The sequence below is a fragment of the Kaistella jeonii genome, from assembly GCF_000812865.1.
Classification (GTDB): Bacteria; Bacteroidota; Bacteroidia; order Flavobacteriales; family Weeksellaceae; genus Kaistella; species Kaistella jeonii.
On the sequence record NZ_JSYL01000001.1, the window covers coordinates 87088 to 111991 of the forward strand.

Sequence of the window (24904 nt, forward strand, 5' to 3'; positions counted from 1 at the left end):
AATAATTATGGATAATTACTCAGAGCGACTGAATCGGATGAGTTTTTCGCAGACTTTTGTGATGAGCAACAAGGTGCGGGAAATGAAGGCGAAAGGAATCGACGTTATCAGTTTAACCCTTGGCGAACCTGATTTTGATGTTCCGAAAAATATTAAAGAAGCTGCTTTTGCTGCTATCAATAATAACTTCAGTCACTACTCTCCTGTTCCCGGATTTTTGGATTTGCGGGAAGCAATTTGCGAAAAATTAAAACGAGATAATAATTTAGCATATCTACCCTCTCAAATCTGCGTTTCTAACGGTGCAAAACAGTCGATTTTAAATGTTTTATCGGCTATTATTAATGATGGTGATGAAGTGATCTTACCTGCGCCATATTGGGTGAGTTACGATGAAATGGTAAAAATGGTGGGCGGAAAATCTGTTTTTATTGAAACTTCCATTGAAACTGATTTTAAAATGACTGCAGAACAATTGGAGAAAGCCATCACGCCCAAAACAAAAGCTTTTCTTTACAGTTCACCCTGCAATCCTTCCGGAAGTTTTTATAAATATGAAGAATTGGAGAAAATCGCTGATGTGGTCGCGAAATATCCTCACATTACCATTATTTCCGATGAGATCTACGAATACATCAATTACGACGGAAAACACACTTCTATCGCTGAATTTCCGCAGGTTTATGAACAAACTGCGGTGATCAACGGAATGTCGAAAGCCTTTGCAATGACAGGCTGGAGAATTGGTTATTCTGCTTGTCCGAAATGGTTGGCAATCGGTTGCGAAAAAATTCAGGGACAAATGACGAGTGGTGCAAATTCGATGGCTCAAAAAGCGTCGGTAACTGCTTTGAAAACTGATTATTCTGAATATCGTTACATGATAGAGGAATTTAAAAAACGACGCGATATCGTTTATAATTTGATGAAAGAAATTCCTGGATTTAAAGTGAATTATCCGGAATCGGCTTTCTATTTTTTCCCTGATATTTCCTATTACATTGGGAAATCTCTAAACGGGAAAATTATTAATAATGCAGATGATTTTGCAATGTTTTTGCTTGATGAAGCTCATGTTGGAACCGTTGGTGGCGTTTCATTCGGAAACTCAAACTGTGTCCGCTTTTCTTATGCCGCATCGGAAAAAGAGCTGATAGAGGCCATGAAAAGAATTAAAGATTGTTTGGAAAACTGCACGATCAGTTAGTTTTCTTTACAAACAATTTACAAAAAAGCCAGTTTGAAAATTTCAAACTGGCTTTTTTTATATTTCGGAAATTATTAGAATTTAATAATATCTTTCATTTTTTCGTTTTCTTCATTCACCATATCGTCGTCAACAAGAATTTTTCCACTGTGTTCATCGATGATGATTTTCTTTCTCTGTGCAATTTCCATTTGTTTTTGCGGAGGCAAAGTAAAGAATGAACCTTTTGGCGCACCTCTTTCTAAACCTACAACAGCAAGTCCTGTTGGAGAATTTGTACGGATTCTTTGGTAAGAAGCCAATAATCTTGCATCGATATTTGCTGCAAATTCTTTTGATTTAGCGATCAGGAAATCTTCTTCTTTTTGAGTTTCAGAAACTAAATTTTCCAACTCTTCTTTTTTAAATTTAAGGTGGGTTTTTAATTCTGCAATTTTAGTATTCAGTTCTTCGAAAGTTTCGTTCTTATGAGCGATTTTCGCAGAAAATTCTTTAATTCTTTTATCTGAAAGTTGCATCTCAAGTTCTTGAAATTCAATTTCTTTGTCTAAAGCTTCGAATTCTTTGTTATTTCGTACGGTATCTTGTTGCGATTTGTATTTATCGATCAAAGATTTCGCGTGATTAATGACTTCATTTTTTGTATTAATTTCGTCATTCTGTTCTTTAATTTCAGCTGCGAATTTTTCGGATCTTTTAGCAAGACCTTCAATTTCACTTTCCAAATCTTCAACTTCAATCGGCAATTCACCTCTGGTGTTACGAATTTCATCTAATCTGGAATCGATTATTTGTAAATCGTAAAGCGCTCTTAACTTATCTTCAACGGAGATTTCTACAGTTTTCTTAGCCATATTGTTATAAAAAATAATTTACAGGATTGGTTTTCTCAAGAGATTTTGAGATTGCAAATTTAGGAAAAATTTCCGATAAAACCTCAAATAATTGTTGAGTTACAAATTGTTCGGACTCAAAATGACCAATGTCGCAGATCATCATTTTGTCTTCATTTTGAAAAAAATCGTGGTATTTTACATCACCTGTTAAGTAAGCATCGCAATTTTTTGAAAATGCAGCTTTTATTCCACTGGCGCCACTTCCTCCTAAGACGCCGACTCTTTTAATATTTTTTCTATTGAAATTCGAGTGCCGGATTATTTTCAGATTAAATTTATCCTTTACCAATTTTAAAAAATCATTTTCGGTCATTTCATTTTCCAGGTTACCAAAACGACCTAAACCAGCGTATTGATTATCATTTTCTAAACTTAAAATTTTGTACGCGACCTCTTCATAAGGATGCGAAGCTTTCATCGCGGCAAGTATTTGATTTTGTTTATAAGATTCGAAAATGACCGAAATCATTTGTTCATCTGCGTTTTCACGAATATCTTGTTGGCCTGAAAAAGGATTTGAACCCTCATTTGGTCTGAAAGTTCCATTTCCTGAAACTGTAAAACTGCATTCATCATAAAAACCAATATTTCCCGCACCGGCTGCAAATAAAGCTTCTTTTACCTTTTCTGAATGTTCAGTGGGAACATAAACTTCCAGACTTTTTAAATTATTGGATTTAGGCATCAAAATTTGTTGATTTTTTAAACCTAACTTTTCGCAGATGCCATAGTTAACACCGAAATAATGATTGTCAAAAGCAGTATGAATCGCATAAATTGCAATTTTATTTTCGATGGCTTTCAATACTGATCGCTCTACATAATTTTTTCCAGTCAAAGATTTTAATCCTGAAAAAATAATCGGATGAAAAGTAATTATTAAATTTGAATTTTTTTCGATCGCTTCATTTACTACATTTTCCAGCGCATCATGACAAATTAGAATCCCAGTTAATTCCCGATCAGGATTTCCACACAAAAGCCCAATATTGTCGAAATCTTCGGCCTGTTTTAAAGGAATTCGCTTTTCAATTTCAAAAATTGCTTTATTAATAGTCATTTTCTTAAGTTTGTAGCGAAATTAAGGATAATTTCTTTAAATTTAATTTTTTGCTAAATATGGAAAAGGAACACGATTTTTTACCCGAGAGAACAAAATGGAAACGTCTGGTTTTTAGGGTTATTTTTAAAGCAGATACCAAATCTGGTAAAGCATTTGACCTTATTCTCCTTTTTCTTATTTTGCTGAGTACTTTCATCGTAATGATGGAAAGTGTAAGTATTTTTGATGCGAAACTTCATCATATCTTTATTGTAATAGAAATTTTTATTACGGTAATTTTTACAATAGAATATGCTTTAAGAATTATCACGCTTCGTAATAAGAAAGCCTATATTTTCAGTTTCTTTGGAGTAATCGACTTCTTAGCCATACTTCCCTTCTATCTAAGTTTATTTATTCCAATTACTAAATATTTTTTGATCCTCAGAATGTTGAGAATGCTGAGAGTTTTCAGAATTTTCAATCTATTGGATTTCATGAATGACGGAAAATTTATTGTAACCGCCTTAAAAAACAGCTCTCGCAAAATCTATATTTTCTTGATGTTCCTAATGATTTTTTCGGTAATCGTTGGATCGCTAATGTTTATGGTAGAAGGACATCGGGAAGGATTTGAAAGCATTCCTCAAAGTGTATATTGGGCGGTTGTAACGGTGACGACGGTCGGTTACGGTGATGTTTCGCCGGGAACTCCGTTGGGAAAATTTCTCTCGGTTCTTTTGATGCTTGCAGGTTATTCTATTATTGCGGTTCCGACGGGAATTGTAACGGCAGAGATGCGAAATAAGCGTCAGGATTTATATAAAAATTGTCCGAGATGCGGTAATAGTGATAATGATGATGATGCGAGATTTTGTAAAATTTGCGCGGAAAAATTGAAATAAAAAAAAGATGCATTTAAAAAATGCACCTTTATAGAACTCCCCAATCATTTGTGTTTTGTTTGTTAAGAGTTTCTTTCGAATCCTTGCTCTCTCGAACAGATCATCTTTGAAAAGTTCCCATCATTTGTGTTTTGTTTATCCTTTTCGATGCTCAAATATAGAAGTTAATTCTATCACGATCAACCGTGAAATCACCCTATTTTAAAAAAAATAGTCTATTTTCCAAAAAATTAAATTTTTGGTCTTAAATAAAACAACACTTCAAAAAGAAGTGTTGTTTATAGTTATTTGAGATCAATAGTGATTTTCACACCATATCATATCAATTATTTTGACAGATTGCTTTTTACTTTTACAAGTTCAACATCAAAAATTAACCAGGCGTTTGGCGGAATCACTCCTCCTGCTCCATTTGCACCATATCCTAATTCAGACGGAATAAGCAAAGTTGCAGTTTCTCCTTCTTTCAATAATAATATTCCTTCGTCCCAACCTTTAATTACCTGACCAACTCCAATTGGAATATCGATCGGTTGATTTCTTTTGAAAGAAGAATCAAATTCAGTCCCATCTACTAATTTACCAGCATAATGTACAGAAACTTCGTCACCTTTTTGTGGAACAACTCCGTCTGTTTTTTTTGTAATTTTATAAAATAATCCTGAAGGAGTTGATTTCATTGTAGCTTTCAAATCATCAACAAGCTTTTGCTGATTGCCTGCAAATTCTTCTTCTTTTTTCTTTTTATCAGCTTCGATTTTTGCCATCATGGCTTTATTGTCTTCTGCAATTTTAGATTTTCCTTCAGTAAAAATTTTTGCAGCATCATAACCTTTGTACTGATCACCTTTAGAGAAGATCGAAACTTTTTCTAAAACAACATTGGTTTTAGGTTTATCCTGTGGTCCTTTATCAACGTTTGCAATGACGTCGACAATATCTAAACCATTGACTACTTTACCAAAAATAGTATGTTTACCATCTAACCAAGGCGTCGCAACTTCAGTAATGAAGAACTGAGAACCGTTGGTATTAGGACCAGAATTTGCCATAGAAAGAATTCCTTTCCCAGTGTGCTGCAAATTGTTTTTCTCGTCATCAAATTTATAACCTGGATCGCCCATTCCTGTTCCTTGAGGATCACCTCCCTGAATCATAAAATCCTTTATAACTCTGTGGAAAATAGTTCCGTCGTAAAATGGAACTCCTTTAGCTTTTGCTTTGTTATCGATTTTCCCTTCAGCCAAACCAACAAAATTGGCAACTGTAACGGGAGCATCTTTGTCTTCGAATTTAACGATCATATTTCCTTTTGAAGTTTGGAAATTGCCATAAAGACCTTCTTTCAGACCTTCGTAAGTTTCTTTGTCTACGTTCATTTTTTTATAAATTGAGGTGCAACTAGTTAGCGAAAGTGCCGCTACTGCGATTAAAAAATTTTTCTTTAACATTAATATAAGATTTAAAGTACTTTTATTTTGATGATCAAGGGCATATCATTTGCGATTTTCTCGTTGTCTCCATAAGTCCCGAATGCTAAAACTGACGGTACTAAAAGCGTTGCCTCCTGATTTTTTTGCAAATATCTCAATGCATCTTCTACTGCTTTTAACTCTTCAAAATGTCCAAAATGAACATTGATTTTTTCTTTGGAAGTATCAAGAAGTTTCACGTGATCGAAATCAAAGATATCATATCTGTAGGAAATGACGTCACCATCATTTTTTCTTGGATTCTTCTGCAAATTATCAATGTTTACCCAATAGTTTAAACTCATTGGGTAGAACGTTTGATCTTGATTTCTGATCCAGTCCTGAATTTGTATTCTTTCGGTAACATTCAGATTTTTCGCTCTGTTTCTGGAAGTATTCATATCCTTTTCGCTCAAAAATCCACCCACAGGAGGATGAGTTTGCGTATTTTGTACACAACCAATAAGAAACAGCGAGGAAATTATAATTATTTTTTGCATAAAAACTTTTGCGAAAATAAGAAATTCGAACCACATTATAAAACGAAAAAACCGGATAAAAATTTTTTCCGGTTTTTTATATTAATATTAGATCGAAATTAAACGGTTTCTAAAACATTTTTTTCTACCAAAACTCTCCAGCCGAAAGGATCTTCCGCTTTATTGGTCTGAATATCTACCAAATCTTTTTGAAGCGTTAATGCGAAACTTTCTTCTAAAGATAATTTCGGAAGCATTAATTTTTCTCCTTTATAACCTAAAGCCTGGAAAACAGTTGTTACAACAGCTGTTCCAACTCCCCAAACTTCTTTCAAAGTTCCGTTCTTTTGAGCTTCAACAACAGTTTTTACAGAGATAGGTTCAATTTTCATTTCAATTCCTCTCTTATTTGCTAATGCAATAAAACTGTCTCTCGTAATTCCATCGAGAATTTTTTCTGAAGTTGGCGGTGTATAAATGGTATCGTTGATTCTTACAAAAACATTCATTGTTCCACTTTCTTCAAAATATTCGTGGGTAGAATCATCCGTCCAGATGATCTGGTCGTAACCTTCTTCCATCGCTAATTTGGTAGGATAAAAAGAAGCTGCATAATTCCCGGCAGCTTTTGCAGAACCTACTCCACCATTTGCTGCTCTGGAATAAAAATCTGAAATTTTCACTGAAACAGGTTCAGTATAGTAACTTTTTGCAGGTGTCGCAACAATAGCAAACATATATTTATTTGCAATTCTCGCTTTCAAAGCTTCTTCCGTCGCAAAAATCAGCGGGCGAATATATAAAGACATTCCTTCTCCTTGCGGAATCCAGTTTCTGTCCATATCAACAAGTGCCTTCAAACCTTCCAAAAACATTTCCTCGTTAACTTCCGGCATTGCTAAACGAGAAGCCGATTTATTAATTCTCGCAAAATTCTTTTCAGGACGGAAGAGAAAGACTTTTCCATCTTTATCTTTATAAGCTTTCATTCCTTCAAAACAGGCTTGACCGTAATTTACGCCCATCATCGCTGGAGAAAAAGGAAGTTGACCATAAGGAACTAATTTAACATCGCCCCATTTTCCGTCTTCAAATTCGCAGATAATCATGTGATCGATAAACGTATTTCCAAAAGAAAAATTTTCAGGATCAAAACTTGAAATTCTTGGATTGGTAGATTTTTGAATTATCATATTAAAAATTATTTTTGATGTTCTACAAATTTAATATAATTTTTTAAATATCAAAATTTTAAATTAATTTTGAAAAAAATTAAGATGGAAAGAGAGATCAGAACAACTGAAGATGGTAGTAAAACACTGTATATTAATGATTTAAATGAAAACTATCATTCTCATCACGGTGCATTGCAAGAAGCGCTTCATGTCTTTATTGAAAATGGGTTAAAATTGATATATTGTTACGAAATTAACATTTTAGAACTCGGTTTTGGTACAGGTTTAAATGTTTTGGTTACAATTAATGATTTTTTGAAAAATGATAAAAATCATGTCATTAATTATTTCACAATCGAAAAATATCCCGTAAACGCAAACGAAGTGAAAGAATTAGATTACGGTTCTTTTTTTGATAATCCGGAAATTAAAAAAATATACGATGTTTTGCATAATTGTGAGTGGAATCAAAAGGTAGAAATTTTACCTAATTTTTTCTTTACTAAATTTCAGTGCGATTTTTTTGATTTAGAAAATTTAAGCATGCCAAAGATCAATCTTGTATATTATGATTGCTTCGGAGCAAGAGTTCAGCCAGATTTGTGGGAAGAAAGGATATTTGGGATGGTTTCAAATAAAATGGAGATTGGCGGATTACTTACTACCTACTCCTCTAAAGGAAGTGTGCGCAGAATTTTGAAGGAACTTAATTTTGAAGTAGTAAAAATGGCGGGACCTCCCGGAAAGAGAGAGATGATTAATGCCACGAAAATCGGTCCTGAGAACTAGATAACGAATACCAAAAAATTACTAAATTTGAAAAGAGGTTCTTAAAATATTATTAAATATGATTGATAAAATAAATGTCAGAGTTTACGCAACCGTTCTTAAAGACAAGAAAATTCTATCCCTTCACGAAGAATATGTAGGCGATCACTTACTGAAATTTCCAGGAGGTGGATTGGAATTTGGCGAAAGTATCCTGGAATGTCTACACCGAGAATTTGAAGAAGAACTTAATTTAAAAATTAAAAATCTACAGCATTTCTATACACAGGAAGATTTTTTAGTTTCAAAATTTCGGGATAATGAGCAATTGTTGACCATTTATTATCTGGCAGAAATCGTTGATGAAGATGATCTGATCATTCGAGACTCCTGCATCGAAAAAATAGAATGGATTTCCCTCGATACCGAAGAAAATCCATTTCCATTGCCTATTGACAAAATTGTTTTCGTTTTGCTGAAAAAGAAATTTTTATAAAACCTCGTTCAAAATTTTAGCCAAACGAAGACCGCCGTATAATAACTGACGTTCTAATAAAGGTTCAAATTTATAATTGTAGTCGTAAGAATAAGACGCATCAGCAACAGAATTAGAATAAATTCTGTTTGCTTGTTTATGACTGTCGTACAACCAGTCTTCTAAAGTTCCCGCTTGAATCTGTTTTACTTCTTCTTTCGATTTTACATCTAAAACACTGGCAAATTCCGTATAACTGTATTTCTGCGAATCCACTAATTTGGTGTCCCATAAAGAATGCAGGTTGGTATTTTCACCAAAAAATTTAAGTTTAATTTTATTTCCACCCAAATCTTCTGCTCTTCCAACGTGAAGAGGTTGAGCGGCATCCCCCATTAAGTGTATGAGAAATCGAAGCGCAATTTCTTTGTCTTTAACAGAAGTGTTTTTATCCTTAATCTGATCAGAAAGAATTTTTATCTGAGTATAAATATTAGGAGCTTTCTGTGCTTTTAAACTTTGAGTAAATGATTGAATATTCATTTGAGGATCAACATTTATATAATGCCATTGCTCGGTTTGCTTCCAAACTCCGGTAGTATCTGCTTTAATAAAATCTGGCCAGTTTGCCCAATATGCTAATTTTTCGTCACCGATTAATTTTTTCAAATGTCTCTTTGCTTTACCGGAAAGATGATTTTGAGCGATTTCTGCAATCACTCTGTGACCAGTTGTTCCCCAAGAGTAGGCGAAATTGAAACTCAAAATGGCTAAAACCAAAATTGAGTTTTTTAAAATTGTTTTCATTAATTATTTTTTGATTTTAAAATTCTGGTAACCTGGATAAGGTTGAAAATAGCCGGCGTTCCAATTGCTTTGAAGAAGGGCCTCCAGGAATTCATCAGTCCTATTTTTATGCGGATTAAATGGTTCCTTTATATCTACATCTGCAATATTTCCTTTTACATTCCACCAAAATGCACTCCAGCCGCCACGCAGTTCTTTAATAATATCGTACACTGTTTTTCCGGTGGCTCGATTCATTAATTTTGCAAAAACGCGACCCTCGGTCGTAGTAAGATCTCGCAATTGTTTTTCGTATTGATCTGCTAATGCGTTCTGTCTAGCGTTGACATATTTTCGCTGGGCACTTTTATCCAGACCTCTAGATTCATTTTCAATATCTTGATATTGCTCTAAAGCGGTTATAAAAAGCGGATAAACCCGATTCAATTTCTTATTAAGAAAAAAATAATAATTTTGGTCGAGTTGATTATTGAATTTAGGTTTTTTGAATAAAATTAATTCATCCATTACCACCACATTTTCGCCGTTTATTTCGTAGATTCTGGCTTTCTGGCCTTCGTCGTAGTAGTATTTATTTCCGACATCATCGGTTTTTAACATTTCTGGCGGATACTGACTAATTGGCTTTGCGATAAGAATTGAATCTTGCTGTGCATGAGCGAAAAGTGCAGTAAAGAGAAGAAATATTAAGATCAGTTTGTTAAATTTCATTACTTTTACTTCCTATAAAATCAAGTTTTACACTAACAAAATTCATTCCCTTTCTCATGAAATTTAAAAATAAATCGCTACTATTTTTAGAAGAATATCTAAATACTGCATCTCCAACAGGTTACGAACACAACGGCCAAAAAGTCTGGATGGATTACATAAAACCATATGTTGACAAAGTTGAATTTGATCATTACGGAACATGTTATGGCATTATTAATCCGGAAGCAGAATTTAAAGTTGTCATCGAAGCACACGCAGATGAAATTTCCTGGTATGTGAATTACATCACCGATGATGGATTGATCTACGTCATCAGAAACGGTGGCTCTGATCAAATGATCGCTCCTTCAAAAGTCGTCAACATTCATGGTGAAAAAGGAATCGTGAAGGGAGTTTTTGGTTGGCCTGCAATTCATACAAGAATTGGTGAAGAGAAAGAAACTACGCCAAAACTCGAAAATATTTTTATTGACTGTGGTGCAGTGATGAAAAAAGAAGTTGAAGAATTAGGGATCTTTGTCGGAACCATGATTACGTATCCCGATGAATTTTTTGAGTTAAACGATCGGTATTTTGTTTGTCGGGCTTTAGATAACAGAATTGGTGGATTTATGATTGCTGAAGTTGCGCGACTTTTAAAGGAAAATAAAAAGAAACTGCCATTTGGTTTATATATAACCAATTCCGTTCAGGAAGAAGTTGGTTTGTACGGTGCAGACATGATTGCAGATACGATAAAACCAAATATCGCGATCATTACTGATGTTACGCATGATACTTCTACGCCAATGATCGAAAAGAAAAAAGAAGGAGATTTGAAATGTGGAGATGGTCCTGTTATTTATTTTGCACCAAGTGTGCATCACAAAATTCGGGAGTTAATTGTAGAAACTGCAAAAGATAAAAAAATCCCTTATCAAAGAGCGGCTTCAAGCAGAGCAACAGGAACCGATACCGACGCATTTGCCCATTCAAACGGTGGAGTTCCATCAGCTTTAATTTCGCTTCCCTTAAGATATATGCATACGACTGTAGAAATGGTTGCAAAAAAAGATGTGGCAAACGTGATCGAGTTGATCTATGAAACTTTATTACAGATTACTCCGGAAATGAATTTGAAATATCATTGAAAAAATAAATCTAAAGTATACCAACCAACAATTTTTAAAAAAGTAAAAATGAAAACAAAAATGATTGCTCCTTCCCTACTTTCCGCAGATTTCGGAAATCTTGAAAGAGATATCGAAATGTTGAATCAATCGCAGGCAGACTGGATTCATGTAGATGTAATGGATGGGAGATTCGTTCCTAATATTTCTTTCGGTTTCCCTGTGATGAAAACGGTGCAGAAATTTTCGAAGAAATTTGTAGATGTTCACTTAATGATTGTAGAACCTGAAAAATATGTGGAAGAATTCATTGCTCAAGGTGCAGATTTAGTTTCAGTTCATTATGAGGCTTGTATTCATCTTAACAGAGTCATTAATTTAATTCAGGAAAAAGGCGCAAAAGCCGGAGTTGTACTTAATCCTTCAACGCCTGTTTTAATGTTGGAAGATATTATTGCAGATGTAGATCTGGTATTATTAATGAGTGTGAATCCGGGATTTGGTGGACAGAAATTCATTGAAAATACCTACAAAAAGATCGCAGAAACCAAAGATTTAATTTTATCAAACAATTCCACGGCACTTATCGAAGTTGATGGTGGTGTAAATCTGGAAAATGCTGCAAGACTTTTTGAAGCTGGTGCTGATGTTTTGGTTGCCGGAAATGCAGTTTTTTCTACTGAGAATCCACAAAAAACTATTGAACTTTTAAAATTATAATTTAATTTTTAGAGCAATGTTTTACTGAAGTATATTGGAAATAAAACAAGGAAATATTGTATCAATTATGCCCGGTTTATTGAACTTTTTCTCTCATGAGATGTGGAAAATTCATTTTCAAAGATTTCTTTTCTGCCGCCCGAAATGCTTGGCTTAAAAGAATTAGCAAATAAAGAATTCCTAGATCAAAAATTTTATATAATAATTTCATAACAATTCTTTTTTATAAATAGTTGTTTTACTTTAGAAAAAGTGGAATTTTGTAAGGTTTAAATTTAAAATTTATTTCTGCTAAAATTAACCGTTAAAACACCTGTTTTTTTTAATCTCAAACAAAAATTCCAGAAATCTTCTGGAATTTTTGGTGCGATGTATTTAAATTTTAAAAGTAAGAACAAAATGTCTTCTATTTAACTTTGTTATTTTTTGAAGCCAATATTTACAAATGACACAAACGGATTGCTGTAAACACTTTTTGCTTTATCGTATTAAAGATTATATTTTCCGGCAACCGAAATTTTCGGTACAATTTTCATATTTTTAAATTTAAAAAAAACGCAAAAAAAATACTCAGTAAAACTGAGCATTTCATTTAAGATATTCAAAGTCTTAGAAAATTTCTTTCCCAGCAAAATGAAAACTTGCTTCAATTAAAGCATTCTCATCAGAATCTGATCCGTGAACAGCATTTTCGCCGATAGATCTTGCGAACATTTTTCTGATGGTTCCTTCGGCTGCATCGGCAGGATTTGTAGCACCAATTAAAGTTCTGAAATCTTCAACTGCATTGTCCTTTTCTAAAACTGCAGCAACGATAGGATTTGAACTCATAAAATCTACCAATTCTCCGTAGAAAGGTCGTTCAGCGTGAACTTCATAGAATTTTTTCGCATCTGCAACCGTAAGTTGAGTTAATTTTAAAGCTTTGATTTTAAAACCTGCTTCTGCAATTTTTCCTAAAATAGCACCAATGTGACCATCTGCAACTGCATCTGGTTTGATCATGGTGAATGTAATTTTACCTGACATATATCTTGTTTTATTGTGCGGCGAAATTACAAAAAACTTTCTTATCTTTGCACTGAAAGTTCATAAAAAATGAGACGTCAATTTTATTGGCACGGAAATTGTAATTATTTTTCCGATTCTCATGTTTAATTTGAGTTTTCATGGTTATTAGTTTTTACCCAGCTTCGGCTGGGTTTTTTATTGGGCCGTATTTTCTTCGGCTTCCTCCATTAGTTTTAAGTAGGTCATGTACCGTGTTTCCTCGATTTCTCCAGTTTCCAGGTTTTCCAAAACTGCACATTTAGGTTCATTGATGTGCATACAATTATGAAATTTGCAACCTCTTCCAATTCGGAAAATTTCTGGAAAATAATGTTGAATTTCTTCTTTCTGAACATCGATCATGGCGAATTCCCGAACTCCAGGAGTGTCAATTACACTACCACCAAAATCCCAAAAATGCATCTGTGCAAAAGTAGTTGTATGTTTCCCTTTTAAAAGCTTTTCAGAAATTTCTGAAGTCCTGATATTTAAAGCAGGTTGCAATGCATTTACCAAAGTAGATTTTCCACTGCCGGAATGTCCAAAGAAAACAGAAACTTTATCTTTGATGGTTTCCTGCAAAACTTCTAAATTCATTTTAGAATAAGAAGAAATCTCTAAAGTTTCGTAGCCAATATGCTGATAAATATTCTCAATTATTTTTACAACTTCAACTTCGTCCTCGCTTAAAACATCAATTTTATTGAATAGAATTAATGGTTTGATGTTGTACGCTTCACAACATGCCAAAAATCGGTCAAGAAAACCTAAGGAAGTTTCTGGATGTTTTAAGGTATAGATGAAACAGGCGACATCAATATTGGACGCAATGATGTGTGCTTCTTTTGAAAGATTGGTCGATTTTCGAATGAGATAATTTTTCTTCGGTTCAATCTTCGTAATCCAGGCAACGTCATCAATTTCCAAAGAAAATTCTACCAAATCTCCTACAGCAAGTGGATTTGTGAGTCGGGTCTTGATGAGTTTAAATTTTCCCCGAATTCTGGCCTCGAAAAATCTTCCCGTTTCCTGTTCTAAAACCTGGTACCAACTTCCGGTGGATTTTGTGATGAGCCCTTTCATTAATTATTACAATTAAATTTTAACTCAAAATTCAAGCTTAAAAAACCGGGGACAATAAGTATTTTCATTAAATATTATTCTGAACCTCAATCGATTCTTCGTGAATGGCTTTGAAAACTTTCTCTATAAATTCTGGAGACATCCCAGTTTCATCAGCTTTTTGATTCGCATATTCTGTAATTACTTTCCACCTTTCCGGTTGAAAAATCGCAATGCTGTTGTCCTTTTTTAGAGTTCCAATTTTTTCCGAAATTTTCATTCTTTGGGACAAAAGTTCAATCAAATTAAAATCAAGATCTGAAATCAAAGTTCTGTGACGTCCCATTTCATCATCGAAAACGGAAATGTCTGAATTTCTGATCTGTAAATTACCAATTAATTCTGCCAAAACTTCAGGAGTAATTTGCTGAGAAGCATCGCTCCAAGCTTCGTCGGGATTACAGTGACTTTCAATGATCATTCCTTCATAACCAACATTCATCGCTTCCTGCGCAATTCCGGCCAAACCAGTTCTGTTCCCACAAATGTGCGACGGATCAACCAACATCGGAATATTTGGATACTGATTTTTGAAATCTAAAGCGATCTGCCAGTTTGGAATATTTCTGTATTTTGTTTTTTGGTACGTTGAAAAACCACGGTGAATAACGCCTAAATTTTTCACGTCTTGTCCTAAAAGTCTTTCCAAAGCTCCGATCCATAAAGCCAGATCCGGATTTACAGGATTTTTTACAAGGACCGGTTTTTCTGTTCCTTTTAAAGCTTCAGCTATTTCCTGAACAGTGAAAGGATTTACTGTAGAACGCGCTCCGATCCACAAAATATCGACATCCGCTTCTAAAGCTGCAGCAACGTGATGCGCATTTGCTACTTCTGTTGCAGTCTTAAAACCATATTCTTGCTTCACTTTTTTTAACCAGCCTAAACCGATTGTTCCAACGCCTTCGAAACCATTGGGTTTGGTTCTTGGTTTCCAAATTCCTGCACGGAAGATTGGAACTTCAGCACCGCTTTCTTTAATTCTTCTCGCAGTTTCAAGCATTTGAGATTCGCTCTCTGCGCTACAAGGTCCTGCAATTATGATTGGTTTTGGGAATTCATTCACCCAATTATTTTCTAAATTTTGTAAATCCATTTCGTAGAACTTGTCAATTATTAATTGACTATTTTTTATTTTAATTAAAATCAAATTTGAATAAATCATCTAAATCCCGCAAAACAGGATTGATTTCGGCAAATTTATCGAAAATCTTTCGTTTGGTCATAATTTCTTTTTTCAGCGAAACGTCATTTTTATATTTGATGACGATATTAAAGTGATTCACTTTGTGCATGAAATGATTAAAGAAATCGGACCGAACTTTTTCAAACTCACTCTTTGCAGAATCTGATGAATATGTTATTTCTACAATATCTTCACCTTTTTTCTGAAATTTAAAAGAGTTAATGGCATTATAGATAATAATATCTTTTTCCTGAAGTTCTTCGACGAATATTTGCCAAGCGTTTTGCAGATCGGTTTCTGTAAAATGATTGCTTGGTAATTCCTCTTTTATTTTATCAATTAATTTTTCTTCCTCGGTTTCCGATTTTTTTAGTGCATTGTTGATGCTGAATTTTGAAGTAATTTTTTGGTTCGCAATAGGTTCCGCTGTTTTCAGCATTACTTTAGGAATTTCTTTCGGAAAATTATCAGCGACTTCTGGCTTGCTTTCGAGTTTTGAAATTTGAAGAATTGGAGCTACAACTTTAAGAAGCGGTGCTAAAATCAGGAATTTTTTTTTTTAGAATCTCCTCCAACTGCTGTTAAAGATGAAAGTTGCATCAAGGCAATTTCTACGGTTAGTCGAGGGTTTTTGGAGTTTTTATAATTAATGTCCGCGTGATTACAAATTTCAATCGCATCAATTAATTGTTGAGCATTCCAGCTTTTACTTTGCTCAGAAAATTTAATTTTTGTTTGATCGCCAACTTCAATTAAACTTAAAGTCTGCGGATTCTGCGCCATCATTAAATCTCGGAAATGATTCCCTAAACCAGCAATAAATAAATGCGAATCAAAACCTTTTTTTACAATTTCATTAAAGGCAAATAAAGTTTCCGGAATTTTATTTTGATGCGCCAAATCAACAATATTCAAATATTGATCGTAATCGAGAATATTGAGAACTTCAGCAGCTTTTGCAAGCGTAATATTTTTCTGAGTAAAAGTCGCCAACCGGTCAAAAATCGAAAGTGCATCCCGAAGTGCGCCATCAGCTTTCTGTGCAATTAAATAAAGCGCATCTTCTTCATATTTTACCGATTCTTTCTCAGCAATTTTTTTCAAATGAGTTTGAATGTCTTCGATCGTGATTCTTTTAAAATCATAAATCTGACATCTGGACAAAATCGTCGGAATAATTTTATGCTTTTCAGTCGTTGCTAAAATAAAAATAGCATGAGCAGGAGGTTCTTCTAAAGTTTTCAAAAAAGCATTAAAAGCGGCAGAAGACAACATGTGAACCTCATCAATAATGTAAATCTTATACTTCCCAACTTGTGGCGCAAACCGAACCTGATCTGTTAACTCCCGAATATCTTCCACGGAATTGTTCGAAGCAGCGTCGAGTTCAAAAATATTATAAGCGAAACCGTCTTCCGAAGTAGAACCGTCTCTTTCGTTAATTTTGCGGGCGAGAATTCTGGCGCAGGTTGTTTTACCAACTCCTCTCGGACCACAAAATAAAAGCGCCTGAGCCAATTGATTTTCTTCAATCGCATGTTCCAAGGTATCTGTAATGTGAGATTGCCCGACAACAGTTTCAAACTCTTGCGGACGGTACTTTCTTGCAGAAACAACGAAATTTTCCATTGGTCAAAAATAGGGAAATTAATTAGAAAATAAAACAGGAATTAGATTAAACGCGATAAATCTTTTTGTCAAAAATTCACGATTTTATTTTTAAATATTTTGATTTTGCGGTTGATAAATTCTCTGCAAATTTTCTGAATTTTTCCCATGCAAATATAAATTTATGGGATTAAAATATAAATTAGTGCAATTATTACCTGTCCTTTAAAAAAGAAAACTCTCAAAACAATTTGCTTTGAGAGTTTCTTTAAAAGTGAAAAAGATTACATTATTTTACCTTCTTCCAGTATTTCTTTGTTCTGATATTCCTGTACCAAGTCGATTGCATTGGAAACTACATCGCTCAAAGCAGTAATAAATGTTCCTTCTTCCGCCATACTCATCGCATGTTTCAAAGCTTCAATTTCTTTCGGAATGATTTCATAGCTCACATCTCTTCCAGATTCCTGAATTCCCGAAATGATAAGACCATTGATTTCTTCCTCAGCTCTTCCGCGAAGATGCTTTTCGTTGCGAATGATGATATAATCAAACATTCTTCCCGCGATTTTTCCGCATTCTTTGATATCCTCATCTCTGCGGTCCCCAACTCCGGAAATAATTCCAATTTTCTTGGTAGCTTCGACATTTTTCAGATAATCTTCGATGGCTTCGTAACCTGCGGGATTGTGCGCAAAATCAATTAAAACGTTGAATTTCTTGAATTTAAAAATATTCAATCTTCCTGGCGTTAATGCTGCACTCGGAATAAAAGTTCTCAATGAATTAGCGATATCTTCAATTTCAAAACCATAAAGATAAGTTGCTAAACTTGCCGCCAAAACATTTGAGATCATAAATTTCGCCTTTCCTTCCATCGTAATGGGAATATTATTGGCTTTCGCGATTCTAATTTTCCAGTCTCCTTTTTTAATGGTAACGAAACCTTCTTCGTAAACGCAGGTAATTTTTCCTTCTTTTGCGAATTTTTTGATGTGAGGATTATTTTCATCCAAACTGAAAATTGCAACTTTAGAATCTAAATCTGGCATTAACCTCATTGAATAGGCATCATCTGCATTCAAAACGCTCCAACCGTCTTTTTTTACAGAATCTAAAACGACTCTTTTTACTTTGGTTAGATCTTTTAAATTATGAATGTCGCTTATACCGAGATGATCTTCTTTAATATTGGTCAAAACGCCAATGTCACAATAGCTGAAACCTAATCCTGAGCGTAGAATTCCTCCTCTCGCTGTTTCCAAAACCGCAAATTCAACAGTTGGATCTTTTAAAACAAATTCGGCTGAAATTGGACCAGTTGTATCACCTTTCGTCAACATCGTATTCTGAATATAAATTCCATCAGAAGTAGTAAATCCTACTCTATAACCATTATTTTTAACAATATGTGCAATTAGTCTTGTTGTGGTAGTTTTACCGTTTGTACCGGTTACTGCAATGATTGGAATTCTAAACGCTTTTCCTTGAGGATACAACATATCAACAACTGGAGCAGCAACGTTTCGTGGCAAACCTTCGCTTGGAGCAAGGTGCATTCTAAAACCTGGAGCTGCATTTACTTCTAAAATCGCTCCGCCACTTTCTTTCAAAGGTTGCGTTAAATTTTCTGCCATAATATCGACTCCACAAACATCGAGACCGATAATTTTCGAAATCCTTTCGCACATCGTAATGTTTTCCGGATGAATCATATCGGTAACGTCGATTGAAGTTCCACCTGTCGAGAGGTTTGCTGTTGATTTTAAATATACGATTTCTCCTTTTTGAGGAATACTTTCCAGCGTGTAGTGTAATTTTTCTAAAAGTTCGTTGGTATCTTTATCGACAGAAATTTCAGTCAATACATTTTCGTGACCATAACCTCTTCTTGGATCAAGATTTTCTTTTTCGATCAAATCGTTAATATTTTTTTCACCATCTCCTACGATATGCGCCGGAACTCTTCTTGCAGCGGCAATCATCTTGTGATTAATGACCAAAACCCGAAAATCATAACCTGTGATATATCTTTCTACAATAACTTTTGCACCGTAAGTCTGTGCATGTTGCAAACCAATTTTAGCAGCTTCCCAATCATTAACATTGATGGATGAACCTTTACCATGATTACCATCTAAAGGTTTCAAAACAATTGGATAATCTATTTTACGAATTACTTTTTCCAAACCTTCTTCATCAATGACCAGATCTCCTGTAGGAACAGGTATTGCAGCATCATCGAGCATTTTTTTGGTCAACTCTTTATTGCATGCAATATCTACGGCGATAGAACTTGTTTTTCCGGTGATCGTGGCTTGAAATCGCTGCTGATTAATACCATAACCTAACTGAACCAAAGAATTTCTACCCAAACGAATCCAGGGAATATTTCTGGCAACGGCTTCCTGAACAATACTTCCTGTTGAAGGACCGAGTCTTTCCCGTTCTCGTTTTTCTTTTAAAGTTTGAATGCATTCTTGAATAGGATAATCTCTACCATCCATAAGAGCATGAGCGATTTCCACTGATTGTTCCGCTGCATAAACGCCAGAATTTTCTTCGATATAACTAAAAACAACGTTATAAATACCGGGAGTCTTGGTTTCCCGCGTTCTTCCAAAACCGGCATCCATTCCGGCTAAAGTTTGGATTTCTAAGGCAATATGTTCAATAACATGACCCATCCACGTTCCCATTTCTATCCTTTGAAAAAATCCACCCTCTACTCCTTCCGAACATCGATGGGTGATAAGAGACGGAATCAGCCTTTCTAAATTTTCACGAAAACCTTCAATTTTATTGGTGGGTAAATGTTCCGCTTCCTCTAAATCCAGTCGCATTTGAATTAATTTTTTTCGACGAATACTCCAGATATTTGGACCTCTTAAAACCTGTATTTTTACAATTTTCATATTGTTATCCTCTAATTATAATACTTATTTATTTTGTTTGAAAATCAAAGATAAAAGAAATGCTTAATAATTTGAAATATTTTTTTGAAAATGATAATTAATACTTTCAAATTGAAGCAAATCTATACCGATAAAAGATTTCATATTTATATAAAGTATTTAAGGAGAAAGTAATATTTTTTCTAAATTTGCAAGCTATGAGACCAATTGGAAAATTAATGATTATCGGTGGTGCTGTAAACAAAGGCAGCTTTGCAGAAACCGAATACGACCAAAATGTAGAACGAAACCTCAACTTTTTTGAACGAGGAATTCTACGGAAGATCATCAACGAATCCCGATTGAAGGAAGATTCTATCATCGAAATTATTACGACAGCCTCGCAAATTCCTCAAATTGTTGGTCCAGAATATAAGAAGGCTTTCGAATTTCTAGGTTCAAAACATGTAAATATTTTAGATATTCAAAATAGAGAACAAGCCAATAGTGATGCGATTGTTGCTCGTGCAAATGCTGCAGATGTGGTGATGTTTACGGGTGGAGATCAACTTCGCCTGACTTCAATTTTGGGCGGTACCCGATTTCATGATGCAATTTTACTGAAATATCAGGAACAGGATTTTATTTATGCCGGAACTTCCGCCGGAGCTGCCGCTGCTTCTGAAAATATGATCTATCAAGGTTCCAGCAGCGAAGCTTTATTAAAAGGAGAAATAAAAACAACGCAAGGTTTAGGTTTCATAGAAAATGTGATCGTTGATACGCATTTTGTACAGCGCGGAAGAATTGGAAGACTATTTCAGGCGGTTGTCAATAATCCGCGAACACTAGGAATTGGTTTGGGTGAAGATACGGGACTTTATATCGATGGTGAAATCATGACTGCGATCGGTTCCGGACTTGTTATTTTAGTTGACGGTCGTTTTATTAAAGATACAAATCTTACCAATATTGAACTTGGTCAACCTATTTCCATTGATAATTTGATCGTACACGTTTTATCGCAAAATGATTTTTATGATTTAAAAACGAAAGATTTGACTATTGTTAATTCTCAGTACAATCCAATTCCACAGGATCATTAGACTAAAAAATTGAAACTTATCTGAAATCAATTATCTGTTTCAAAATGTATTTTGGAATTGTTGCTTAATAAACCTCATCCTTAAAAATAAAATTTAATGAAAATCATCATCCACGGCGGATTTTTCTCCGAAAGCGATCAAAGCCACGAAGTGAAAACGGCGAAACAAAATTCTTTAAAAAAAATCGCAGCAAAAGCGTTCGAGTTTTTAAAAACAAATTCAGCAGATGCGACTGTTGTTTACGCTATTTCCTTGTTAGAAAATGATTCTTTATATAATGCAGGAATCGGTTCTCAAATTCAAAGCGACGGGAAAATTCGGATGAGCGCTTCTTTGATGAATGGCGACACGCAGAAATTTGCTGGCGTTATAAATATTGAAAATGTAAAAAATCCAATTAAAGTTGCACAAGTTTTAATGAAAGAAGACGACCGAGTTTTAGGTGGAAATGGCGCTAAAATATATGCATTAGAAAATGGTTTCGAAGATTTCTCCACTGAAATTCCGCAGCGTAGAAAAGAATTTGAAGAGAAAGTCAAAAATGGTGGAAAAGGAACGGTTGGTTGTGTTGCTTTAGATTCCAACGGAAAATTAGCAGCCGGAACTTCTACCGGTGGAAAAGGTTTTGAGATCGTTGGAAGAATTTCAGATTCTGCGACGGTTGCTGGGAATTTCGCCAATCAATTTTGCGGCGTAAGTTGCACTGGAGTTGGTGAAGATATTGTCAGCAACGCCACCGCAGCTAAAATTGTAATTCGTGTGACCGATGGAATGACGATTGAAAAAGCTTTTGAAAAAACATTTAGCGAACTGAAAGAAATCGACGGATTTGCCGGTGCAATTTCCATTGATAAAGACGGAAATATTTTCCATCAAGATTCTTATCCAACCATGGTTTTTGCCAGTTATGACGGAACTGATTTTGAAACTTTTAATTAAAAAATAAAAACTGCCTTAAGAAATTGAGGCAGTTTCATTTTAAAATCAGATCTAAATTATTTTTCTTCAATCGCAGCTTGAGCTGCAGCCAATCTTGAGATAGGAACTCTAAACGGAGAGCAACTCACATAATTCAAACCGAGTCGATGACAGAATTTCACGGATTCTGGATCACCACCGTGTTCACCGCAAATTCCAACTTTTAAATGAGGTTTTACAGAACGGCCTTTTTCTACGCCAATTCTGATTAATTCTCCCACTCCACTTTGATCGATGGATACAAAAGGATCTTCCGGCAAAAGTTTTAAGTCTAAATATTTCGGTAAAAATCCACCGATATCATCTCGGGAAAATCCGAAACACATTTGCGTTAGATCATTCGTTCCGAAGCTAAAGAAATCTGCAACAGTTGCCATGGAATCGCCTTTTAAAGCAGCTCTTGGAGTTTCAATCATTGTTCCATAAAGATAAGGAATCGATTTCATTTTCATCTTTTCGCAAACTTCCAGATAAACGCGATCGACAATTTCTTTCTGATGACGAAGTTCGTGTCTTCCCACCACGACAGGAATCATAATTTCCGGTAAGGCTTTTTTACCATCTCGTATTAATTCAGAAGCAGCTTCTAAAATTGCCCGAACCTGCATTTCTGTAATCTCCGGATAAGAAACTCCCAAACGAACGCCACGATGTCCCAACATAGGATTGTTTTCGTGAAGGGCAAGAATTCTGCGGTTCAAAACACTCATTCTAACACCGAGTTCTTTGCTTAATTCCTGTAATTTTTCTTTATCGTGCGGAACAAATTCGTGTAATGGTGGATCGAGCAACCGAATCGTAACCGGTTTTCCGTCCATTACTTCTAAAGTTGCTTTAATGTCTTTTTTTACAAATTGGAAAAGTTCATTCAAAGCAGATTTTCGCTCCTTTTCTGTCGTACTCATGATCATTTTTCGCAGTAGGAATAAAGGCTTCTCGCTTCCTTCCCCGTAAAACATGTGCTCTGTTCTGAATAATCCAATTCCTTCTGCACCGAAATAAGCAGCTTGTTGTGCATCTTTCGGCGTGTCTGCGTTAGTTCTTACGCCTAATCTTTTGGCTTTATCAACGAAAGTCATCAAGGTTTTGTAAGAAGCATTTTTATTTAAATCAGTATTTGAAAGTTGCAAAACTCCTTCGTAAGCCATCCCGGTTGTTCCGTTCATCGTTAACCATTCTCCATCGTAGATTTTTTTGCCATCTTTGGTTAAAAAATATTTTTCTTTTTCAAAAATTTCAATGTCGTTACAACCTACGATACATCATTTTCCCCAACCTCTTGCAACCAAAGCTGCGTGAGAAGTCATTCCACCTTTCGTAGTTAAAATTGCCTGAGCTTTGTGCATTCCATCAACATCTTCCGGCGAAGTTTCTTCCCGAACCAAAATAACTTTTTCTCCTTTCAATCCTAATTCAACTGCTTCTTCCGAAGAAAATACTACTTTTCCAACGGCTCCACCAGGACCTGCAGGAAGTCCTTTTGCAATCGGTTTATTTTTCTTTTCTTCTTCCGGATCGATCATTGGAAGTAGTAATTCGATCAACTGATTAGGATTTACCCGCATTACGGCGGTATCTGCATCGATCAATTTTTCTTTGTACATATCTGCAGCCATTTTTACGGCAGCAACACCGTTTCTTTTTCCGACTCTGCATTGTAACATAAAGAGTTTTCCTTTTTCAATGGTGAACTCGATATCCTGCATGTCTTTGTAATGTTTTTCTAAACGTTGCTGAATTTCATCCAACTCTTTAAACTGAGAAGGCATGAATTTTTCTAAAGTTGTTAAGTCTTTTGAATGATCATTTTTGGACTCATTATTAATTGGTAACGGAGTTCTAATTCCAGCTACAACATCTTCTCCTTGCGCATTGACCAAATATTCACCGTAAAAATAATGATCTCCATTTCCGGGATTTCTGGTAAAGGCAACTCCTGTACAAGAGCCTTCTCCCATATTTCCGTAAACCATCGCCTGAACATTTACGGCAGTTCCCCAATCATCGGGAATTCTTTCAATTTTACGATATTCGATGGCGCGTTTTCCATTCCACGAAGCGAACACCGCTCCAATCCCGCCCATTAATTGATCCCACGGATTATCTGGGAATTCAACTTTTAGATATTTTTTGGTTAAGGCTTTAAATTCTTTTACTAATTTTTTCAGATCATCTGCAGAAAGTTCAGTATCCAATTCAACTCCTTTTTCTTTTTTAAGTTCTTCTAAACGTTCATCCATGAGTTTACGGATTCCTTTACCTTTTGCAGGTTCCATTCCGCCAGCTTTTTCGATGACCACATCGGAATACATCATGACTAATCTTCGGTAAGCGTCGTAAGCAAATCTCGCGTCGCCGGATTTTTCTATGAGACCTTTGACTGTTTCGTCATTCAAACCGATATTTAAAACGGTATCCATCATTCCTGGCATTGATTTTCTAGCACCGGAACGAACTGACATCAAGAGCGGATCTTTTAAATCTCCAAATTTTTTGCCCATCAGTTTTTCAACTTCGGAAAGGGCTTTTTTAATTTCTTTTTCTAATTTTTTCGGATAGGTTTTTTTGTGATCATAATAATAAGTACAAACTTCTGTAGTTACCGTAAATCCGGGTGGAACAGGAAGTTTTAGATTTTTATGTCCTGCCATTTCAGCAAGGTTTGCTCCTTTTCCGCCTAAAAGATTTTTCATTGATTCATTACCGTCAGCTTTTCCGCCACCAAAGAAATAGATGTATTTTGCATCTTTTTTAGTTTTAAGTTCCATAATATCTAGGTTTTTTAATTTCTATATTTCTAAAGTACAAGTAAAGGTAGCCCATTTTACGCCTTAAAAAGAAAGTGACGAGTGACAAAAATCAATTTTTCTCAAAGTCATTTCAAATGGTGAATCAATGAAAAAATATAAAATTTATCTTTCCTGCACCGATAAAAAAAAGAGTTGCATAATTTTTGTTTTACTTCTGCACAATTAAAAAATTATATTATGAAAAAAGTATTGGCTTTTGCGATCCTAGGAACTTTAAGTTTTGCGAGTTGCGCTCAAAAAGAAGAAAAACGTGAGGATTATAAGGAGAATCACAGTGTTGATGAAAAACGAAATGCGGGTGTTCCAGACGCCGCGATGAGCGATTCGGCACAAGTTAAAGATTCTATGAAAGTAGAAACGAAATAATAAAAAATGCGTCGA

At 34.9% G+C, this 24904-nt stretch carries 24 protein-coding genes; 9 read left to right on the forward strand and 15 right to left on the reverse strand.

Annotated features, from left to right (window positions below):
• Window positions 1-7: 7 nt before the first annotated feature.
• Complete coding sequence (locus tag OA86_RS00385) at window positions 8-1207, forward strand: pyridoxal phosphate-dependent aminotransferase (protein ID WP_039347169.1); 1200 nt, start codon at window positions 8-10, stop codon at window positions 1205-1207.
• A gap of 74 nt (window positions 1208-1281) precedes the next feature.
• On the opposite strand, the gene OA86_RS00390 is transcribed toward OA86_RS00385, so the two are convergent.
• Window positions 1282-2061, reverse strand: coding sequence for a zinc ribbon domain-containing protein (locus tag OA86_RS00390; RefSeq protein WP_039347172.1), 780 nt, complete (start codon window positions 2059-2061; stop codon window positions 1282-1284).
• A gap of 4 nt (window positions 2062-2065) precedes the next feature.
• Window positions 2066-3163 (reverse strand): Nif3-like dinuclear metal center hexameric protein, encoded by a 1098-nt coding sequence (locus tag OA86_RS00395; RefSeq protein WP_039347174.1) that lies wholly within the window; start codon window positions 3161-3163, stop codon window positions 2066-2068.
• A gap of 59 nt (window positions 3164-3222) precedes the next feature.
• Between OA86_RS00395 and OA86_RS00400 the strand changes: the two genes are divergently transcribed.
• Window positions 3223-4050: an ion transporter gene (locus OA86_RS00400; protein ID WP_039347178.1), complete on the forward strand. Its 828-nt coding sequence runs from the start codon at window positions 3223-3225 to the stop codon at window positions 4048-4050.
• Window positions 4051-4376: 326 nt separating this feature from the next.
• Here OA86_RS00400 and OA86_RS00405 read toward each other — a convergent pair whose 3' ends face one another.
• The 3 genes from OA86_RS00405 to OA86_RS00415 form a co-directional block, all read right to left on the reverse strand.
• Window positions 4377-5429, reverse strand: coding sequence for a peptidylprolyl isomerase (locus OA86_RS00405; protein WP_126340427.1), 1053 nt, complete (start codon window positions 5427-5429; stop codon window positions 4377-4379).
• An 83-nt stretch (window positions 5430-5512) separates the two neighbouring features.
• Window positions 5513-6022, reverse strand: coding sequence for an FKBP-type peptidyl-prolyl cis-trans isomerase (locus OA86_RS00410; protein ID WP_039348263.1), 510 nt, complete (start codon window positions 6020-6022; stop codon window positions 5513-5515).
• Between the two features lie 98 nt (window positions 6023-6120).
• Complete coding sequence (locus OA86_RS00415; RefSeq protein WP_039347183.1) at window positions 6121-7194, reverse strand: branched-chain amino acid aminotransferase; 1074 nt, start codon at window positions 7192-7194, stop codon at window positions 6121-6123.
• Between the two features lie 84 nt (window positions 7195-7278).
• Between OA86_RS00415 and mnmC2 the strand changes: the two genes are divergently transcribed.
• Both mnmC2 and OA86_RS00425 read left to right on the forward strand, forming a co-directional pair.
• Window positions 7279-7965: a tRNA (5-methylaminomethyl-2-thiouridine)(34)-methyltransferase MnmC2 gene (gene mnmC2 / locus OA86_RS00420; RefSeq protein ID WP_039347187.1), complete on the forward strand. Its 687-nt coding sequence runs from the start codon at window positions 7279-7281 to the stop codon at window positions 7963-7965.
• 58 nt (window positions 7966-8023) lie between these two features.
• Window positions 8024-8440 (forward strand): NUDIX hydrolase, encoded by a 417-nt coding sequence (locus tag OA86_RS00425; protein WP_039347190.1) that lies wholly within the window; start codon window positions 8024-8026, stop codon window positions 8438-8440.
• Here the strand turns inward: OA86_RS00425 and OA86_RS00430 are convergent.
• Together OA86_RS00430 and OA86_RS00435 are read right to left on the reverse strand one after the other, a co-directional pair.
• Entirely contained in the window at window positions 8435-9226 is a 792-nt protein-coding gene (locus OA86_RS00430; protein WP_039347193.1) for a S1/P1 nuclease, read from the reverse strand. The two genes, OA86_RS00425 and OA86_RS00430, sit on opposite strands and share 6 nt — an antisense overlap.
• 3 nt (window positions 9227-9229) lie before the next feature.
• Entirely contained in the window at window positions 9230-9937 is a 708-nt protein-coding gene (locus OA86_RS00435; RefSeq protein ID WP_039347196.1) for a DUF4294 domain-containing protein, read from the reverse strand.
• A gap of 56 nt (window positions 9938-9993) precedes the next feature.
• Between OA86_RS00435 and OA86_RS00440 the strand changes: the two genes are divergently transcribed.
• Window positions 9994-11070, forward strand: coding sequence for a M42 family metallopeptidase (locus tag OA86_RS00440; RefSeq protein ID WP_039347199.1), 1077 nt, complete (start codon window positions 9994-9996; stop codon window positions 11068-11070).
• Window positions 11071-11118: 48 nt separating this feature from the next.
• Window positions 11119-11769 carry a ribulose-phosphate 3-epimerase gene (gene rpe / locus OA86_RS00445; protein WP_039347202.1) on the forward strand — a complete coding sequence of 217 codons (651 nt, stop codon included), beginning with the start codon at window positions 11119-11121 and terminating at the stop codon, window positions 11767-11769.
• Window positions 11770-12378: 609 nt separating this feature from the next.
• Here the strand turns inward: rpe and OA86_RS00450 are convergent.
• The 6 genes from OA86_RS00450 to cphA all read right to left on the reverse strand — a co-directional run bounded on the left by OA86_RS00450 (window position 12379) and on the right by cphA (window position 19650).
• Window positions 12379-12798 carry a nucleoside-diphosphate kinase gene (locus OA86_RS00450; protein ID WP_039347204.1) on the reverse strand — a complete coding sequence of 140 codons (420 nt, stop codon included), beginning with the start codon at window positions 12796-12798 and terminating at the stop codon, window positions 12379-12381.
• 177 nt (window positions 12799-12975) lie between these two features.
• A complete protein-coding gene (gene rsgA / locus OA86_RS00455) occupies window positions 12976-13902 on the reverse strand; it encodes a ribosome small subunit-dependent GTPase A (protein ID WP_039347207.1) in 927 nt (308 codons plus the stop codon).
• A gap of 67 nt (window positions 13903-13969) precedes the next feature.
• The gene (locus OA86_RS00460) at window positions 13970-15037 is read right to left on the reverse strand and encodes a chorismate mutase (protein WP_039348265.1); all 1068 of its coding nucleotides are present in this window, start codon (window positions 15035-15037) and stop codon (window positions 13970-13972) included.
• A gap of 40 nt (window positions 15038-15077) precedes the next feature.
• Window positions 15078-15566 carry a DUF8439 domain-containing protein gene (locus OA86_RS00465; RefSeq protein ID WP_246008065.1) on the reverse strand — a complete coding sequence of 163 codons (489 nt, stop codon included), beginning with the start codon at window positions 15564-15566 and terminating at the stop codon, window positions 15078-15080.
• Between the two features lie 104 nt (window positions 15567-15670).
• Window positions 15671-16756, reverse strand: coding sequence for a DNA polymerase III subunit gamma/tau (dnaX, locus tag OA86_RS00470; protein WP_039347210.1), 1086 nt, complete (start codon window positions 16754-16756; stop codon window positions 15671-15673).
• Window positions 16757-17019: 263 nt separating this feature from the next.
• Window positions 17020-19650, reverse strand: a complete 2631-nt coding sequence (gene cphA, locus OA86_RS00475; RefSeq protein WP_039347213.1) for a cyanophycin synthetase — start codon at window positions 19648-19650, stop codon at window positions 17020-17022.
• Window positions 19651-19847: 197 nt separating this feature from the next.
• Here cphA and OA86_RS00480 point away from each other — a divergent pair, with 197 nt between their 5' ends.
• Window positions 19848-20735 carry a cyanophycinase gene (locus OA86_RS00480; RefSeq protein ID WP_039347216.1) on the forward strand — a complete coding sequence of 296 codons (888 nt, stop codon included), beginning with the start codon at window positions 19848-19850 and terminating at the stop codon, window positions 20733-20735.
• A 96-nt stretch (window positions 20736-20831) separates the two neighbouring features.
• Window positions 20832-21674, forward strand: a complete 843-nt coding sequence (locus OA86_RS00485; RefSeq protein ID WP_039347219.1) for an isoaspartyl peptidase/L-asparaginase — start codon at window positions 20832-20834, stop codon at window positions 21672-21674.
• Window positions 21675-21730: 56 nt separating this feature from the next.
• Here OA86_RS00485 and OA86_RS16200 read toward each other — a convergent pair whose 3' ends face one another.
• Window positions 21731-22879: a putative PEP-binding protein gene (locus tag OA86_RS16200; protein ID WP_311316310.1), complete on the reverse strand. Its 1149-nt coding sequence runs from the start codon at window positions 22877-22879 to the stop codon at window positions 21731-21733.
• A gap of 96 nt (window positions 22880-22975) precedes the next feature.
• Window positions 22976-24481 carry a PEP/pyruvate-binding domain-containing protein gene (locus OA86_RS16205; RefSeq protein ID WP_311316311.1) on the reverse strand — a complete coding sequence of 502 codons (1506 nt, stop codon included), beginning with the start codon at window positions 24479-24481 and terminating at the stop codon, window positions 22976-22978.
• Window positions 24482-24700: 219 nt separating this feature from the next.
• Here OA86_RS16205 and OA86_RS00495 point away from each other — a divergent pair, with 219 nt between their 5' ends.
• On the forward strand, window positions 24701-24889 hold the full coding sequence (locus tag OA86_RS00495; protein WP_039347222.1) for a hypothetical protein: 189 nt from the start codon (window positions 24701-24703) through the stop codon (window positions 24887-24889).
• Window positions 24890-24904 lie beyond the last annotated feature (15 nt).